The 14,626-nt window shown below is 33.1% G+C and carries 20 protein-coding genes and 1 pseudogene; 16 read left to right on the top strand and 5 right to left on the bottom strand.

The genetic code is table 11. The annotated features are described in order from the left end of the window. Positions 1-2: 2 nt before the first annotated feature. The 10 genes from EJF25_RS08490 to EJF25_RS08450 all read left to right on the top strand — a co-directional run bounded on the left by EJF25_RS08490 (position 3) and on the right by EJF25_RS08450 (position 9,972). Entirely contained in the window at positions 3-1,112 is a 1,110-nt protein-coding gene (locus tag EJF25_RS08490; RefSeq protein WP_125040870.1) for a polysaccharide pyruvyl transferase family protein, read from the top strand. Beyond that, positions 1,093-2,184: a hypothetical protein gene (locus EJF25_RS08485; protein ID WP_125040869.1), complete on the top strand. Its 1,092-nt coding sequence runs from the start codon at positions 1,093-1,095 to the stop codon at positions 2,182-2,184. The genes EJF25_RS08490 and EJF25_RS08485 overlap by 20 nt, the downstream gene beginning before the upstream one ends. Beyond that, the gene (locus tag EJF25_RS08480; protein ID WP_125040868.1) at positions 2,181-3,365 is read left to right on the top strand and encodes a glycosyltransferase; all 1,185 of its coding nucleotides are present in this window, start codon (positions 2,181-2,183) and stop codon (positions 3,363-3,365) included. Before EJF25_RS08485 ends, EJF25_RS08480 begins: the two co-directional genes overlap by 4 nt. A gap of 1 nt (position 3,366) precedes the next feature. Continuing rightward, positions 3,367-4,608: an O-antigen ligase family protein gene (locus tag EJF25_RS08475; protein ID WP_125040867.1), complete on the top strand. Its 1,242-nt coding sequence runs from the start codon at positions 3,367-3,369 to the stop codon at positions 4,606-4,608. A 6-nt stretch (positions 4,609-4,614) separates the two neighbouring features. Further along, positions 4,615-4,791 (top strand): glycosyltransferase family 4 protein, encoded by a 177-nt coding sequence (locus tag EJF25_RS24695; protein ID WP_148098090.1) that lies wholly within the window; start codon positions 4,615-4,617, stop codon positions 4,789-4,791. An 88-nt stretch (positions 4,792-4,879) separates the two neighbouring features. Continuing rightward, complete coding sequence (locus EJF25_RS08470) at positions 4,880-5,854, top strand: glycosyltransferase (protein ID WP_160119392.1); 975 nt, start codon at positions 4,880-4,882, stop codon at positions 5,852-5,854. Then, positions 5,835-7,097, top strand: a complete 1,263-nt coding sequence (locus EJF25_RS08465) for a glycosyltransferase family 4 protein (protein WP_125040865.1) — start codon at positions 5,835-5,837, stop codon at positions 7,095-7,097. Before EJF25_RS08470 ends, EJF25_RS08465 begins: the two co-directional genes overlap by 20 nt. A gap of 134 nt (positions 7,098-7,231) precedes the next feature. Beyond that, positions 7,232-7,852, top strand: coding sequence for an acyltransferase (locus EJF25_RS08460; RefSeq protein WP_125040864.1), 621 nt, complete (start codon positions 7,232-7,234; stop codon positions 7,850-7,852). Positions 7,853-8,174: 322 nt separating this feature from the next. Further along, on the top strand, positions 8,175-9,401 hold the full coding sequence (locus tag EJF25_RS08455; protein ID WP_125040863.1) for a DegT/DnrJ/EryC1/StrS family aminotransferase: 1,227 nt from the start codon (positions 8,175-8,177) through the stop codon (positions 9,399-9,401). Beyond that, positions 9,385-9,972, top strand: a complete 588-nt coding sequence (locus tag EJF25_RS08450) for a sugar transferase (protein WP_125040862.1) — start codon at positions 9,385-9,387, stop codon at positions 9,970-9,972. The genes EJF25_RS08455 and EJF25_RS08450 overlap by 17 nt, the downstream gene beginning before the upstream one ends. 92 nt (positions 9,973-10,064) lie before the next feature. On the opposite strand, the pseudogene EJF25_RS08445 reads toward EJF25_RS08450, so the two are convergent. The 3 genes and pseudogenes from EJF25_RS08445 to EJF25_RS08440 form a co-directional block, all read right to left on the bottom strand. Then, positions 10,065-10,521, bottom strand: a pseudogene (locus EJF25_RS08445) (N-acetylmuramoyl-L-alanine amidase). 4 nt (positions 10,522-10,525) lie between these two features. Next, positions 10,526-10,633 (bottom strand): smalltalk protein, encoded by a 108-nt coding sequence (locus EJF25_RS24865; RefSeq protein WP_160119391.1) that lies wholly within the window; start codon positions 10,631-10,633, stop codon positions 10,526-10,528. Between the two features lie 41 nt (positions 10,634-10,674). Continuing rightward, entirely contained in the window at positions 10,675-11,157 is a 483-nt protein-coding gene (locus EJF25_RS08440) for an HU family DNA-binding protein (RefSeq protein WP_125040861.1), read from the bottom strand. 305 nt (positions 11,158-11,462) lie between these two features. Here EJF25_RS08440 and EJF25_RS08435 point away from each other — a divergent pair, with 305 nt between their 5' ends. The 6 genes from EJF25_RS08435 (at position 11,463) to EJF25_RS24860 (ending at position 13,919) form a co-directional block, all read left to right on the top strand. Then, positions 11,463-11,681: a DUF4372 domain-containing protein gene (locus EJF25_RS08435; RefSeq protein WP_125040860.1), complete on the top strand. Its 219-nt coding sequence runs from the start codon at positions 11,463-11,465 to the stop codon at positions 11,679-11,681. A gap of 29 nt (positions 11,682-11,710) precedes the next feature. Continuing rightward, entirely contained in the window at positions 11,711-12,184 is a 474-nt protein-coding gene (locus tag EJF25_RS26125; RefSeq protein WP_262707196.1) for a transposase, read from the top strand. Continuing rightward, positions 12,067-12,363, top strand: coding sequence for a transposase (locus tag EJF25_RS26120; protein ID WP_262707201.1), 297 nt, complete (start codon positions 12,067-12,069; stop codon positions 12,361-12,363). The genes EJF25_RS26125 and EJF25_RS26120 overlap by 118 nt, the downstream gene beginning before the upstream one ends. A gap of 318 nt (positions 12,364-12,681) precedes the next feature. Then, positions 12,682-13,074, top strand: a complete 393-nt coding sequence (locus EJF25_RS08425) for a WbuC family cupin fold metalloprotein (protein ID WP_125040859.1) — start codon at positions 12,682-12,684, stop codon at positions 13,072-13,074. Positions 13,075-13,263: 189 nt separating this feature from the next. Then, entirely contained in the window at positions 13,264-13,785 is a 522-nt protein-coding gene (locus EJF25_RS08420; protein WP_125040858.1) for an HU family DNA-binding protein, read from the top strand. A 41-nt stretch (positions 13,786-13,826) separates the two neighbouring features. Next, positions 13,827-13,919, top strand: coding sequence for a smalltalk protein (locus tag EJF25_RS24860; RefSeq protein ID WP_159106337.1), 93 nt, complete (start codon positions 13,827-13,829; stop codon positions 13,917-13,919). Between the two features lie 67 nt (positions 13,920-13,986). Here EJF25_RS24860 and EJF25_RS08415 read toward each other — a convergent pair whose 3' ends face one another. Both EJF25_RS08415 and EJF25_RS08410 read right to left on the bottom strand, forming a co-directional pair. Next, on the bottom strand, positions 13,987-14,244 hold the full coding sequence (locus EJF25_RS08415; RefSeq protein WP_125040857.1) for a hypothetical protein: 258 nt from the start codon (positions 14,242-14,244) through the stop codon (positions 13,987-13,989). Positions 14,245-14,247: 3 nt separating this feature from the next. After that, on the bottom strand, positions 14,248-14,610 hold the full coding sequence (locus tag EJF25_RS08410; RefSeq protein WP_125040856.1) for a phage holin family protein: 363 nt from the start codon (positions 14,608-14,610) through the stop codon (positions 14,248-14,250). Positions 14,611-14,626: the final 16 nt, after the last annotated feature.

The following is a 14,626-nucleotide window of genomic DNA, read 5'->3' as shown; positions in this document are numbered from 1 at the left end:
ATATGAAAATTGGGATTTTTACTTTTCATCGAGCATCGAACTACGGGGCTGTTTTGCAAGCTTATGCTTTACAAGAATATTTAAGTTCACAAGGTTATGAAACCTGTGTGGTTGATTATGTTCCTCCTGTAATGGGGAAATTGTTCTGTTCAATGAAAGTTAAGGGGATATATAGTAAGCTAAAGCGATTAGCAGTTAATATTATTTATTTACCTCATATATTATTGAGGATAAAAAGAAGAAATCTTTTTAGAAGATTTGCTGATACTTACTTGAATTTATCTCGTAAAATATTATCTGATAATGATATACTTGATTTTGATTTATTTATCATAGGCAGTGATCAAGTGTGGAATGTTATATTTACAGGTGGTGTTGATAGATATTACTGGGGTGATTTTTCTACTAAAAAAGGGGCTAAGAAAATTTCGTATGCGGCATCAGCATCAGAAAACATGAATGAAACTTTTGGTAGTTCTTCTAATATAGAGCTATTGAATAATTTTGATGCTATTAGTGTTAGAGAAGAAGAACTGCAATCCTTATTGTTAGAAAGGATGCAAGATAAACGGATTGAAAAAGTTCTTGATCCCACATTGATGGCAGGGAGAGAATATTTTGACAATATCAAATCTAAAGGATTTGAAGTGGCGAAGAATTATATTTTAGTATATCAGGTGATTATGTCTCAAAATAAGGCGATACAAAAATTTGTGGCTGATATAGCAAAAAGAAATGATTGGGAAATAATAGAATTGCCATCATCTATTAACTTTTCAAAAATGCTTTTTCGTCCTAACAAGTATATGCAATGGGCTAGTCCTATAGACTTTGTTACTTTGTTTAGGAATGCTAAATTTGTAGTAACTACTTCTTTTCATGGTACAGCTTTTTCATTATTGTATAATGTTCCCTTTTATGTCATTTCAATATCTAAAAGTGTAGATTCCAGAGCTGCCGATTTATTATCTCAATTGGGGTTGTCAAGGCGACTAATCAAACTTCCTCAAGAGGAAATTGACTATGACATTGACTGGGAAAGTGTAAATTCAAAGTTAGATAAATTAAGATTGGATTCAAGAAAATTTCTCAATGATTCGATTTCTAAGTAAAATGTTAAGGAAATTATTGTATATATATAGAGTATGTATTTATTCAATTTTTGGGAAACCTACAGATTGTATTGTTAAAAAACTAAATAAGTGCGAAGTTTTAAATGGTAATAAACTTATCTGCAATGGTGATGTGGTGCATCCCTGTGTGAGAAAATCACTTGGTTTTAGAGGTAAAGAATGGTGGCTGACATATACCCCATATTATGCTGCAGATGAGAATGTTGAAAACCCTTATTTATGTTATTCTATAGGTGATTTAGATAGCTGGCAGGTCTTTGAGCAAGTAAAGGGGGCACATGTTGAAGGATATAATTCCGATCCAAGTCTTTTATTTGACAATGATAATTGTTATATTTTTTGGAGAGAAAATCATACGAGGACAGTTCTGGAAAGAGGGTTTCAGAGAGGAATTTTTGTAAAAAAGTACACCTCTGATACAAGTGTTGAGATGCATCAACCTATTATTGAATCAAAAGATCTTTATATTGATCCGGCTGTTTCTCCTTGTTTTATAAAGATAGGAGATTCTTATAGATGTTATGCAATGCATTTAAGATTTAAGAATGAGAAGTTTATATTCAAAAATAGATTTTTAAATAAATTTTCAAATGTATTTTTAGCATTTTCTTCTGCTTTGCATATTTATAATCAGACTATTAGTTACGGTATATCTATTTATGAATCAAAGAATGTAGATGGAAATTATAAATATTGGGGTACTTATAAAATTAGTAATATTAATTGTTTTTATACACCTTGGCATTGTGATTTCTTTGAGTGGAAGAATAATTTATATGCTGTTATTCAAACGAGCCAATGTAATGCTGATATAATTTTAGCTGAAAGTACAGACTATATTCATTTTAAAGCCTTTCAAAAACCCCTGATTACAAACTCTGAGATGCAGAAATGTGGATTGACTGGATTTTATAAACCAACAGCCGTAGTTGATAAGGGTATTTTTTACTTATATGTTAGTGCGCAATCATGCAATAACCGTAAATTAAATCAATTATATTCTTGCAGTTATAATTTTGATGAATTATTGAATAAATTGAGAGGAGAATGAATATAGTTTTTTTTCATGGTAATGAGATATTACCAGAAAGTGGTGGTATGCCTCGTATTACATATACATTGGGTGAATTATTTCAAAAGAGTGGACATAATGTTTGGTATTTGGGTGCAAAACATAAAAATCAAGCTAAATATTTAGATAATCAAGTGTTTTTACCTGATGAAAAAACGTTGATTACTAAGAATAATGTAGAATTCTTATGTATATTCTTAAATCAGAATAAAATAGATATAGTTGTTAATCAAGTAGGAAATATAAGGGACTATACTTTGCTTCTTGTAAAGAGTAGGGAAAAGTCATCTCTGAGTTTTAAAATAGTTTCTTGCTTTCATAATTGTATCCTAAATCAGATTTATAATTTTGCTTATTATAAAGAATATCTTTTGAAGAAGAGAAAAATCGATATAATATTTAAAATACTATCATATAAGGCAATTAATAAGTTGTTAGTCAAATGTTATATATTAAGAAATAGAAATACAATACGATATATATACAAGAATAATGATGCAATTGTTTTACTGGATGAAGGTCATTTGCAAGAATTTAAAATTATGTCTGGTTTGAAGAATGTAGATAAATTATCTTGTATTCCTAATTGTATTGAAGTAGAGCAGAATGAGGAATTACCTAAAAAAGAAAATTTAGTTATATGGGCGGGTAACTTTGATTATTATATTAAAAGGCCTGATTATATGCTAAAAATTTGGTCTTTGTTGCAAAATGAGCACAAAAACTGGCGTTTGTTTATGTTAGGTGACGGTCCATCATTTGAAGATATAAAGGAGGAAGCTGATCAGTTAAAATTAGAGAGGGTTGAGTTTAAAGGTAGAATAAATCCATATCCGTATTATAAAATGGGAAAAATAATATGTGTTACTTCGATCTTTGAATCTTTTTCTTTAGTAACATTAGAAGGAATGGCTAATTATTCTGTTCCATTTGCGTTTAATAGTTTTTCAATGGCCTCAACTTTAATTGAAGATGGTGTAAATGGCTATTTAGTTGATCCTTTTAGTATACAAACATATGCAAATAAACTTGGTTATTTAATGGAAAATGAAGATCTCAGGAATAAAATGAGTGCTATTGCATGTGAGAAATCTAAAAAATATGATTCTAAAAATATTTATTTAATGTGGAATACTTTATTCAAAAATCTTTTTGTTTAATATGTTCGGAAAGAATCTGATTGAGATTAATTCAAAGGAAGATTATTGGGATAAACGTATTTCATATGCTTGTTTTTCATATTTTCTTTTATCTGTAGCTAACTCTACATTAAAGGTTATATGTATTGATGCATCATCACAAGCAGGTAGAATCTTAAGTGCAATTTTTGGATTGCTAATTGTTTTTTCCTTTCTTTCATGTATTAAGGAGGTCATAAAAAGGGCAAAATCTCTTCTTATCAAGTCATATTCTGTATTTTTTTTACTTTATGTGTTTTCTTTTTTAAGTTCAATACTAAGGGGAGAGCCTACTAATCTTATTATTAATCAAACGGCTTTCTTGACTTTTGCATGGTGGATTCCTGTAGGTGTATTTGCATATTCTGTTAATAAATACGAAATTTTATATAAAACTTTCCATTATGGTTCGTACCTGTTATGGGTATTACTGATTTTGATGTTTGTTTTTCATCCATTAACAATTTATGGTACTACAGGGTATAATATGTTTTTCGGATTTAATTTTGTAATTCCTACATTATTTCATTTGAATGAGTTTTTTCAAAAGAAGAATTTAGGTTATTTTATATTGATAGTGATTGATTTACTGTTGATAATTGTGTATGCTAATAGAGGTGCTCTACTTCCTGTGTTCTTTTTTATTGTATACAAATACTTTTTTGACAGCAAGTTTACTTTAAGTAAGGTGGGGTTATCAATTTTATTTTGCTTATCTATTGTCACTTTTGTATTTTTAGGTGATTTATTTCTAAATAGTGTAGCACTTGTTTTAGATGATTTAGGAATACAAAGTCGAACTCTTTTAATGATGCTAAATGGGTCGGTTACCGATTCCACTGGTAGAAATGACATTTGGAATGAATGCTTTAATATGATTGCAGAGAAACCTTTTTGGGGATGGGGAATGGGTGGTGAATATTATAGATTGGCTGCATCAGCAGAAAATGTTGATGTAATAGATAATTCATATCATCCTCATAACTCCCTGATTCAACATTTTGTTTATTTTGGGGTTATAGGAGGTTTATTGGTGAATTTGATATTTATTTATCCTTTCTTCAAATTTAAAAGTATTTCAGATAAGTATAGAAGGAATTTAGTGATAATATTTGCAGCTGTTGCAATTATACCAAGCTTTATTTCTGCTTCTAATATGTTTATTAAACCGGCAGTTGCTATTTTTTTATATTTATTTTACAAAGAATATAGAATAAAATATTAATTTCCTATGCGTAATATTCTATTACTTTCCACTATATATCCGCTTCCCTCAAGTGCTAACAAAGGTACTAAAGTATGCCATTATTTTGCAACTGAATGGATAAAAATGGGATATAATGTGCGTGTAGTTCATATACAAGCTGTCTATCCTGATATTTTTTTATTGGATTGCAAAAAGAATTAGGAAACTAATAGTTGCTAGGACTGCTGCTGTGGTTTATACAGAAAAAGACAAGGAGATTTCTAGGTATATAATGGATAATGTACCAATTATGCGAATACCTGCCTTTAAAGCTATTCCACATGGTAAACATTCTGCTAAGGCTATAGTGACAGCTATTGATGCAATTCTAACAGAAAATGAAAAAGTTGATTTTGTACCTGATATAATAGTAGGTCATTTTCCCAACCCTCAATTAGAATTGGTTTCTAAGTTGAAAAAGTGTTATCAAAATGCTAAAACTTGTATTGTAATGCATGGTGATAATGCATCATTGAAACGTATATATAGGGACAAATTACATAAATATATGGAATCTATAGATATGTGGGGATTTCGTTCAGAAGCTATTAAATGTGACTTTGAGAAGTTAATCCATCCTGTTGAAAGAAAGTTCATTTGCTATTCCGGAATCCCTGAAGATTATATTACATCATCTAATATTCATTCTTTTAGTAAGCCTTTAAATAAGTTCATTTATGTGGGAGAGATGATTAAAAGAAAGTATCCGACAAGTATTCTTTATGCTTTACAGAAGGTGTATCCTTCTACATCATTTTCTCTTACTTATGTCGGTGAAGGTAAAGAAATTGATAGGATAAAAAAAATATCAAAAGAGTTAGGTATTGATGGAAATGTCAAAATACTAGGTAAGATTCCACGAAATGATATTAAGAAATGTTATGATGAAGCAGAGTGCATGATAATGATCAGTAAGTGGGAAGCCTACGGATTGGTATATTTAGAAGCAATGTCTAGGGGATGTATTACTATAGCATCACGTAATGAAGGTATGGATGGTGTTATTATAGATGGATTTAATGGTTTTCTTTGTGAAGCAGGAAATTGTGAAGAATTAGAACTAATTATCAAGAGAATAAATTCTTTATCTTCAGCCGAAAGACAAATAATATCAAACAATGCTATAGAAACAGCTAAGAAGCTAACAGATTTTAAGGTTGCGAAAATGTATATAGATGATTTACTTACATATAGTGTGGAGGAATATGTCACAAAAGAGAATTGAAACGATTTGGTTGGTTAATAAATATGCAATGCCACCGCAATATGAGTCAAGGTTAAGGACGATAAAATTTGCCCATTATTTAACTCAAGCTGGTTATAAGGTTTACGTTTTTGGATCGAGCGTAATGCATAATATGGGTATAAATTTAATAGAAGATGGTAAATCTTATATCAAAAAAAAATATGGTGATATAAATTTTGTACATATTAAAACACTGAATTATTATAAATCATCTGGAATAGCGCGTATTCTGAGTGATTTGCAATTTCACTATAAATTATGTAGTATTGCAAATCATTTTGAAAAGCCAGATTTGATAGTGGCTTCTACATATCCATATTTTTGTAATCCATTAATGGATTATGCAAAAAAAAATAGAATTAAATATATCACTGAATCTCTAGATGTATATCCGGATAACTTTGTTGACTTTGGATTAATTAATCCGTTAAATCCTTTAATGAAACGAATGTACAGGATTGCAAAACGTAACTATGCGGAATCCGATTTTTCTGTTATCTCTTGGCCTGGATGTTACCAATATATGATTAACAAGAAATGGGATAAAGATAGTGGTGGACCTGTAGATTTAAAGAAGATTTTTTATATAAATAATGGTGTTGATTTGAACGATTTTAATAAATGGAAAGAGGAAAACACACTCGATGATATTGATTTGAAATCTGATAAAAAAAGGATTACCTATTTAGGTTCTGTTCGTTTGGTTAATAATGTTATGCAGTTTATAAAAGCAGCGGAATTATTTGCTGATAGAGATGATTTGCTTTTTCTGATTTTTGGTGATGGTCCTGATAGAATTTTGTTAGAGGATTACTGTAAAAAGCACAATTTGCGCAATATAAAATTTAAGGATAAATGGATTGACCCGAAGTTGGTTCCTTATGTGGTTTCGCAAAGCTATATTAATATTCTTAATTATGTTTCTTCTGATTTTGCCAAGTATGGTATAAGTTCTAGTAAGATGTTTCAATATTTTGCAGCTGGTAAACCTATTTTGTGTAATATCAATATTTTATATTGCCCTATTACAGCCAATAATATTGGTATTGCTCGTGAATTAACGACTCCCGAATCATATGCAGCGGCTATAGATTGTTTATTGAGTCTTTCATCTGATGAATACAATGCAATGTGTGAACGGGTTTATAATACAGCCAAAGAATATGATTATGAATATCTCACAAATAAGTTTATTGGCATAATTAAAAAATTAGAACAGTGATTGTAATATAGAAAAAGATTAAAGTGTTACCGTTGTTTTATCGGATAATGATAAACCTCAATTATTAGTATGAACCAATTTTGATTTTTTTGTAATTTTAAAATTCTCACATATTTTGTGAGGTTATAAATAATATGAGTTTAAAGCACAAATTATACTTTTCACCTTTAGGTTATGTTTTACATTATGTTCAGTGTACTTTAAAGTGGATTCACAAACCATTTATGGTATATGGTTATAAATCTAAATATAATGGTAGATATTTTAAGGAAGTTAGAATTTCATCTTCTGCGATAATAGAGAATGTAGAGAAATTAATATTAAGTGATAATGTATGGATTGGGCATTATGTGTGGATTGAATCGTCGGGGTGGGTGGAGATTGGAGAAGGCTCGCAAATCTCTAATGGCTCTATGATTCTTTCTCATAGTAGTCATAATGCTATACGCTTAAATGGTTTTGCTTATATGAAGTTGGACATTGCAGATAGAGTGGGATATATTCATAAGAAAATAACTATTGGTGAATATGTTTTTGTAGGAGTGGGTGCCATCATTATGCCAGGTGTAACGATAGGAAAAGGGGCTATAGTGGGTGCTGGTGCTGTAGTTACTAAGGATGTTCCTCAATATGGGATTGTAGTAGGATGTCCTGCAAAACTGGTCGGTAGTACAAAAGATATTGACGAAAAATACATGAATAATCCTGTCGTGGAAAAATATTATTATGATAATTTTAATTCCGAAACATTGTAATGGTATAAAAATAAAACGATCTAAATATATGAGTCTTACTATGTTTTATTTTCCCTTTGCAGCAAACTAAGAGACATGAAGATATGTGAATTTTGTTGTGAACTTTTATCTTGTTATCAACTAGATGTTTTTTTAGAAAGTTTCTATCAATTGAGAATGTTGTCTTCTGCCATATAATAAATATAAAACTGAAAAATTATTTGTAGAATGATTAGTAATAAAAGGACTATATTTTTTATACGTCCTTAGGTTATACAATCGGATCTAGACGATTAAAATACATTTGTGTAATAAAGTATTATTAAAAATCAGAATATTGATTATGAAAATTCCATTTTCACCACCTTATATTGACGAGGCGGTCATTAACGAAGTCGTTGATTCTTTGCGTTCCGGTTGGATTACATCCGGGCCTAAAGTAAAATCTTTAGAGGAAGAAATCAAAACTTTTTCAGGAGCAAAAGAGGTCCTTTGTGTAAATTCTTGGACATCAGGAGCTATTATGATGCTCCGGTGGTTGGGAGTAAAAGAGGGCGATGAAGTAATTGTTCCGGCATATACTTATAGTGCTACTGCTTTGGCTGTACTTCATGCTGGTGCAAAACCAGTAATGGTAGATTCGGGTAAGAACTTTAATATCTCTGTTGAAGCAATTCGTAATGCAATTACTCCAAGGACAAAAGCTATTATTCCTGTTGATATTGCGGGATTTCCTTGTGACTACGATCAAATCATGTCTATGGTACAGGAACCTAAGATTCGTGGGTTATTTCAAGTAACCTCTGCAGTTCAAAAGAAGCTAGGGCGTATTTTGGTGATGAATGATGCTGCTCATTCACTGGGGGCTTTTTATAGTAAGAAACAGCGTACTGGTTGCGAAACAGATATTGCCATTTTCTCTCTTCATGCAGTGAAGAATGTGACTACTGCGGAAGGTGGTGCTATCTGTTTGAATTTACCTGAACCTTTTAATAATGAAGATTTATACAAAGAATTGCGTATGACAAGTCTAAATTGTCAAACTAAAGACGCTTTTTCTAAATCGAAAGCTGGGGGATGGCGTTATGATATCGTAGGTATGGGGATGAAGATTAATATGGCTGATGTAAATGCAGCTATTGGATTGGCTCAGATACGTGAATATCCTTCATTATTGAAAGAACGGAAGCGCGTGTTCGAGACTTATGACAAAGCTTTTACTGCATGCGACTGGGCAATAACACCACCTTCAATCGATGGTGAGAAAGAGAGTTCATATCATATTTATGCACTTCGTATCAAAGACTTTACTGAGGAATTACGTGACCGGATGATTGATGAGATTGCTAAAAGTGAGGTTGCGGTTAATGTACATTTTATTCCGATGCCGATGCTTTCATTCTTTAAGTCCTTAGGATATGATATAAAAAATTATCCTCAGGCATATGAAAATTTTAAAGGAGAGATTTCATTGCCGATTTATCCTCAATTGAATAATGAACAGTTGGATTTTATTATTCGAACAGTGAAATCTGCATATAATACGATAGCTCGTGATTCGATTTTTTGATATATTATTTTCTCTTTTAGGTCTTTTTTTTCTTTTCCCAGTTTTCCTCCTTTTATATTTAGCTATTCGTTTAGAAAGTAAGGGTAGTGGCTTCTATAAGCAACTACGTGTAGGACGTGGTAGTCGAGATTTTTACGTATACAAATTTCGATCGATGCGCGTAGGGGCTGATAAGAGAGGGCTTATTACTGTGGGAGGGCGTGATCCTAGAATAACGCGTATTGGGTATTTTATTCGAAAATATAAATTGGATGAATTACCTCAATTGTTTAATGTTCTTAAAGGGGATATGAGTATAGTTGGTCCACGCCCAGAGGTTCGAAAGTATGTAGATCTATATACTGAAGAGCAACAAAGGGTGTTGTCGGTTCGTCCGGGTATTACGGATTATGCTTCAATAGAGTATGTTGATGAAAATTTAATCTTAGGTAAAGCAGAAGAGCCGGATAAAGCATATGTAGAATTGATCATGCCGGATAAAATAAGGTATAATATGAAATATATCAATAACCAAAGTTTAAAGGAATATTTCAAGATTATATTTTTAACATTTTGGAGTATTATTCGATAGGAAAAAACAAATAAAATAGATGCTCTTGTTTTTATTTTTCGAATGAGAAACAAACTTATGTTTAAATGATGATTAATAAAATTGAAAGGGACCTATAAGGCCCCCACCTTATAAATCCCTTTATCAATCCTATCTAACAACCCCTCAAATTCATTCACACAATTAAAGCATGGACACTCCTTCATCGGATTCAGATCATGACGTCCTACTATCAACGTCTTCGGAAATCTTCTCTGTAATTCTCGAAGTAAAGCCAGTAGCGAACCTCGTTGCTCCAGCGTGCGTGTATCTTTAGGTACTCCGTTCATACCTAATCCTCCTTTATAGCAAATTCCGATAGAGTGCGCGTTGTGATTCATACAATGCGCTCCGACTTTTTCCAAAGGACGTCCCCGGTGGATCTCCCCATCGCGTGTGATGTAAAATTGATAGCCGATGTCACGAAAACCCCGATGACAGATGTGAGCTTGTCGGCAAGTCTCCACCGGGAGGGATTTCCCTTCCGGGTGTGGCACTGCAATGAATGATGAACAGCGTGGTGGTCCGCATAAACCTACATACAGCTCTGTACGCCTATCAATTCCCTGATAGTGGTAGCGATAGTGATGATAACTTTAACAATAAAACTCCATTTGGAGCGAGGTGACGATGAACTACTCATATACTTTGATTTTTAAGTTGATAAAATTTTAATTAGAAGAATTAGAGAGTTGGATCAGGAGATTCACCCTCATCCGGCTTAGGATTCGGAGTATTACCAGAGCCTTCTCCTCCGGCAGTAGTCGGTTTCTGATACTTAGCTTGCTGTCTCAACTGGCTGTCAAGTTTCAAATTGGTAGTTGATAGATTGTCGGTAGCTCTGGCTTTGAGTCGCATACCCGTAATGTTTTTCTCCAGTGAAAAATCATCCAGCGTTTCGGCCGCTTTACTGCGGATCCCTACACCGAAAATAGTCAGGTCGTCAATTTTCACATTCTTACCATCGAGCAACAATTCCTTGATACAGCCTACCATATCTGTGAGCACCCCTTTGATAACACCACCGGAATACGGAGTGTTGTGTTTAGACATGTGTTCGGCTAGCTTCGCTAAGTCAGACGTTTCATCGACAACCGAATAGGCGAACCACTTACCTGCGTTCACTTCTTTCTTTTGTTGGTTTTGATAAATTTTGTAACGAATCATAAAACAATAAAATTTAATGGTTAAATATCTTATCGCGGAGATTTCTCCCTTTTGACGATACAAAGATAACTCACTGAAATTCGCGAATGTCGGTTATGCTCAGTTGTGAACACTTATAGTCACTTATAGTCGATTATTATCCCTTATTCCCGGTGAATAATGTTGTAAATGTGGATATATTTTGCTACATTGCTGTCTCATTAAAATCTAAAATAGTTCTTTGAAATATTTGAAATTTGGTTACATAGCTTTTAGAAAGAACGACGATTTCAATTTATACCTTTGTAGCCCAATAAAAGCCTGCAATGAATAAAGAGAAATATGTGTTTTCCCAATTAATCTCATTCTTAAACGAGGATAAGTTTCGACGCATTGTTGACAAGTATCACGGGAATCGTTATATAGAACATTTTATTTGCTGGAATCAATTACTTACTTTGATGTTCGGCCAACTTTCTAATCGTGAAAGTTTGAGAGATCTGATTGTTGCCCTTGAAGCTCATCGTTCTAAGTGTTCATTTTAGGAATAGGTAAAAACGTATTAAAGTCACCGTTGGCAAGAGCCAATCAAAATAAAGACTATCACATCTTTGAAGAATATGCTTACTATCTGGTTGGCGAAGTACGACAAAAGCGTGTTAATCATATTTTCAAGGTTAATGGTAACATTTATGCTTTCGAATCGACAACTATTGATCTGTGTCTTTCAGTCTTTTGGTGGGCTAAATTCTACAAGAAGAAAGGTGGCGTCAAAGTGCATACATTATATGATGTGGAAACACACCCTGCATTCTTTCATATTACGGAAGCATCCGTGCATGATTCGAAAGCGATGAATGAGATTCCTTATGAACCGGCTCTTATTATATCTTTGACCGCGGTTATAACAACTTCAAGATGCTGTATAAAATTCATCAAATTGAAGTCTACTTTGTTGTCAGAGCAAAAAAGAACCTCGGGTACAAATCCATCCAATGGAAACGTAGGCTGCCTAAGAATGTGCTGTCAGAGGCGAGTCTACTTCTGACCGGATTCTATCCTAAGCAATATTATTCGGAACTACTTAGACTGGTTAAATATTGGGATGAAGAACAAGAAAGAGAATTTATATTCATAACCAATGCGATGCATATATCTGCGCTTCAAGTTACTGAACTTTATAAAAATTGCTGGCAGGTAGAGCTGTTTTTCAAAAGGCTCAAGTAGCACCTTAAAATCAAAAGATTTTGGGGAACTACAGAGAATGCTGTTCGAATACAGATATATGCTACAATATGCGCTTACTCTTTGGTGGCAATCATTCAACACGATATGCAACTTGACAGAAGTACATATGAAGTGCTACAAATATTGAGCATCTCATTGACTGATAAGACTCATCTGAGAGACCTATTTGATAAAACTAAATTTCAAAATGACAAAGAACGATTCGGACCCAATGGATCAAATTTATTTAATTTGTCCCAATTTTAATGGGACACTAATGACATGAGGAATATTTGAAAACTAAAATGGTATAAAATTATGATTATAGATAATAGCTTATTAGACGAGGTTTCGGAGAAAGCAAAAGCAAGTGAACGGTTGAGAATGAATTTTAATCTTCATGATTCTCTTGATGCGAAAGCACAGCGTTTATTAAATGCATTGGAAATTGGTACGATACTTCCTATTCACCGTCATCGTAATACCGCAGAAACTTATATTCTTCTTCGAGGAAAAATTCGTGTGATGTTCTATAATGAAATGGGAGCTGAAACAGAATCATTTTTATTAGCTCCTTTAAATGGGAATTATGGTGTTCATGTCCCTATCGGACAATGGCACACATTAGAGGTATTAGAGCAAGGTTCAGTAGTTTTTGAAGTAAAAGACGGACCTTATATTCCATTCCAACCGGAAGATATATTGTATTAGTTTACTTGTTTTATTTACACTTGTATTAGAAGACGCTGATATTTAGTGTATTATAAATGATATTTTAAAAAAGGCTCCTTGTGGGGCTTTTTTTATTGTCCATTCAAAATAAAAACTTCACCTTTGCATCGTTGATCAACGACACGTGAAAAAATAATTTGAATTTAAATCTTTAAAAAAAAACGTATTATGAGTGTAATTTACAAAATCGTTACGCGACCATCGGATCCGCGTGTTCCTAATTCTCCTAAGAGATATTATCCGCATTTGGTTACTTTAGGTCAAACTGTTAATTTGAAATATCTTGCACAGAAGATGCAGGATCGTTCTTCGCTTTCGGTTGGTGATATCAAAAGTGTTATTCAGAACTTTGTGGATAAGTTGAAAGAACAGTTGCTGGAAGGTAAGTCGGTAAATATCGAAGGTTTAGGAGTGTTTATGCTGACAGCTCGTTCGAAAGGTGCAGATTTGGCGAAGGACATTACTGCCAATAGTGTAGAGAGTGTGCGTATTTTCTTCCAAGCAAATAAAGAATTACGTATCACAAAAACAGCCAGTCGTGCGGACGAGAAGCTTGACTTGATCAGTTTGGATGATTATCTAAAGAAAATCAATGCGATTGTGACACCGGAAAATCCTGATGGAGGTGAAGGTGGAGATGACAAAGGCGACGGTGATGACAGTGGGGAATCACCGGATCCCACATTGTAAGCTATAAAATGAATTGTTAAATTTAAAAATAGAAAGAATCTATGAAGAAAACGTGGAGTGTGGTATTAAAAGTAATTATTGCTGTTGCCGGTGCTATTGCCGGAGTGCTTGGAGTACAAACGGCAATATTGTGATAAGTAGTTACTAAGTCGATTATTAAATAGAGGTAGTAGGCGGGAATGATTTTTTCCGCCTATTTTTTTATTTCAGATTTCTAAAATATTTCCGTATCTTCCGCATGATTTTTATTCCCAGCATGACACCATCGAATACCGCCATACCGGTATTGAATGAACGCATAATAGCATCTGCTTTATTATTTGCCGGTGCAAGAGGAGCAAATATTTCGCGTACAGTGGCTGTCATCGCCTTCTTCTGAACTTGGATTTCGCCTTGTAGCTTTTTTTTGCGTTGGGTTATTTCTTCTAAAGTTATTTTTTGGGGGGACTGCGTGCTCATAACTTATTTATTTGAATCGGTTAAAAATAAACCGGCAAGGAAGTTCACCATTGGAGAAATAATGAGTCGCTTGCGGAAAATGATGACAGCGATGATGAGTAGGATGTTTATACCCGCTATGATGGAAAAGCTTATCATTAAGCCGCCAACTATAGGCTCCAGGATATAAGCTAATGCAAAAAGCAGGTAAAACAGAGCCACCATAGCAAGGATAACAAGTACTAAGACCATAATTAATGTGGAAAGAAGTATGGCTAACTTCTCTGTAATCTCTAATTTAGTGTATTCTTTTTGAAGTTCCAGATATTTCTTAAACTCGAAAAACAATTGTTGAAAATTCTCAATACTTTTATCGTCTGCAAACATGATCGCTCTGTTTTAA

This window comes from Bacteroides faecalis, from assembly GCF_003865075.1.
GTDB lineage: Bacteria > Bacteroidota > Bacteroidia > Bacteroidales > Bacteroidaceae > Bacteroides > Bacteroides faecalis.
The sequence above is the reverse complement of the archived record's forward strand: the minus strand, read 5'-3'. Positions and strand labels throughout refer to the sequence as shown.

Coding starts and splice junctions, on each gene's coding strand:
- EJF25_RS08490 (WP_125040870.1), top strand. CDS start 3: ATGAAAATTGGGATTTTTACTTTTCATCGAGCATCGAACTACGGGGCT.
- EJF25_RS08485 (WP_125040869.1), top strand. CDS start 1,093: ATGATTCGATTTCTAAGTAAAATGTTAAGGAAATTATTGTATATATAT.
- EJF25_RS08480 (WP_125040868.1), top strand. CDS start 2,181: ATGAATATAGTTTTTTTTCATGGTAATGAGATATTACCAGAAAGTGGT.
- EJF25_RS08475 (WP_125040867.1), top strand. CDS start 3,367: ATGTTCGGAAAGAATCTGATTGAGATTAATTCAAAGGAAGATTATTGG.
- EJF25_RS24695 (WP_148098090.1), top strand. CDS start 4,615: ATGCGTAATATTCTATTACTTTCCACTATATATCCGCTTCCCTCAAGT.
- EJF25_RS08470 (WP_160119392.1), top strand. CDS start 4,880: ATGCGAATACCTGCCTTTAAAGCTATTCCACATGGTAAACATTCTGCT.
- EJF25_RS08465 (WP_125040865.1), top strand. CDS start 5,835: ATGTCACAAAAGAGAATTGAAACGATTTGGTTGGTTAATAAATATGCA.
- EJF25_RS08460 (WP_125040864.1), top strand. CDS start 7,232: ATGAGTTTAAAGCACAAATTATACTTTTCACCTTTAGGTTATGTTTTA.
- EJF25_RS08455 (WP_125040863.1), top strand. CDS start 8,175: ATGAAAATTCCATTTTCACCACCTTATATTGACGAGGCGGTCATTAAC.
- EJF25_RS24865 (WP_160119391.1), bottom strand. CDS start 10,633: ATGAGTAGTTCATCGTCACCTCGCTCCAAATGGAGTTTTATTGTTAAA.
- EJF25_RS08440 (WP_125040861.1), bottom strand. CDS start 11,157: ATGATTCGTTACAAAATTTATCAAAACCAACAAAAGAAAGAAGTGAAC.
- EJF25_RS08435 (WP_125040860.1), top strand. CDS start 11,463: ATGAATAAAGAGAAATATGTGTTTTCCCAATTAATCTCATTCTTAAAC.
- EJF25_RS08425 (WP_125040859.1), top strand. CDS start 12,682: ATGATTATAGATAATAGCTTATTAGACGAGGTTTCGGAGAAAGCAAAA.
- EJF25_RS08420 (WP_125040858.1), top strand. CDS start 13,264: ATGAGTGTAATTTACAAAATCGTTACGCGACCATCGGATCCGCGTGTT.
- EJF25_RS24860 (WP_159106337.1), top strand. CDS start 13,827: ATGAAGAAAACGTGGAGTGTGGTATTAAAAGTAATTATTGCTGTTGCC.
- EJF25_RS08415 (WP_125040857.1), bottom strand. CDS start 14,244: ATGAGCACGCAGTCCCCCCAAAAAATAACTTTAGAAGAAATAACCCAA.
- EJF25_RS08410 (WP_125040856.1), bottom strand. CDS start 14,610: ATGTTTGCAGACGATAAAAGTATTGAGAATTTTCAACAATTGTTTTTC.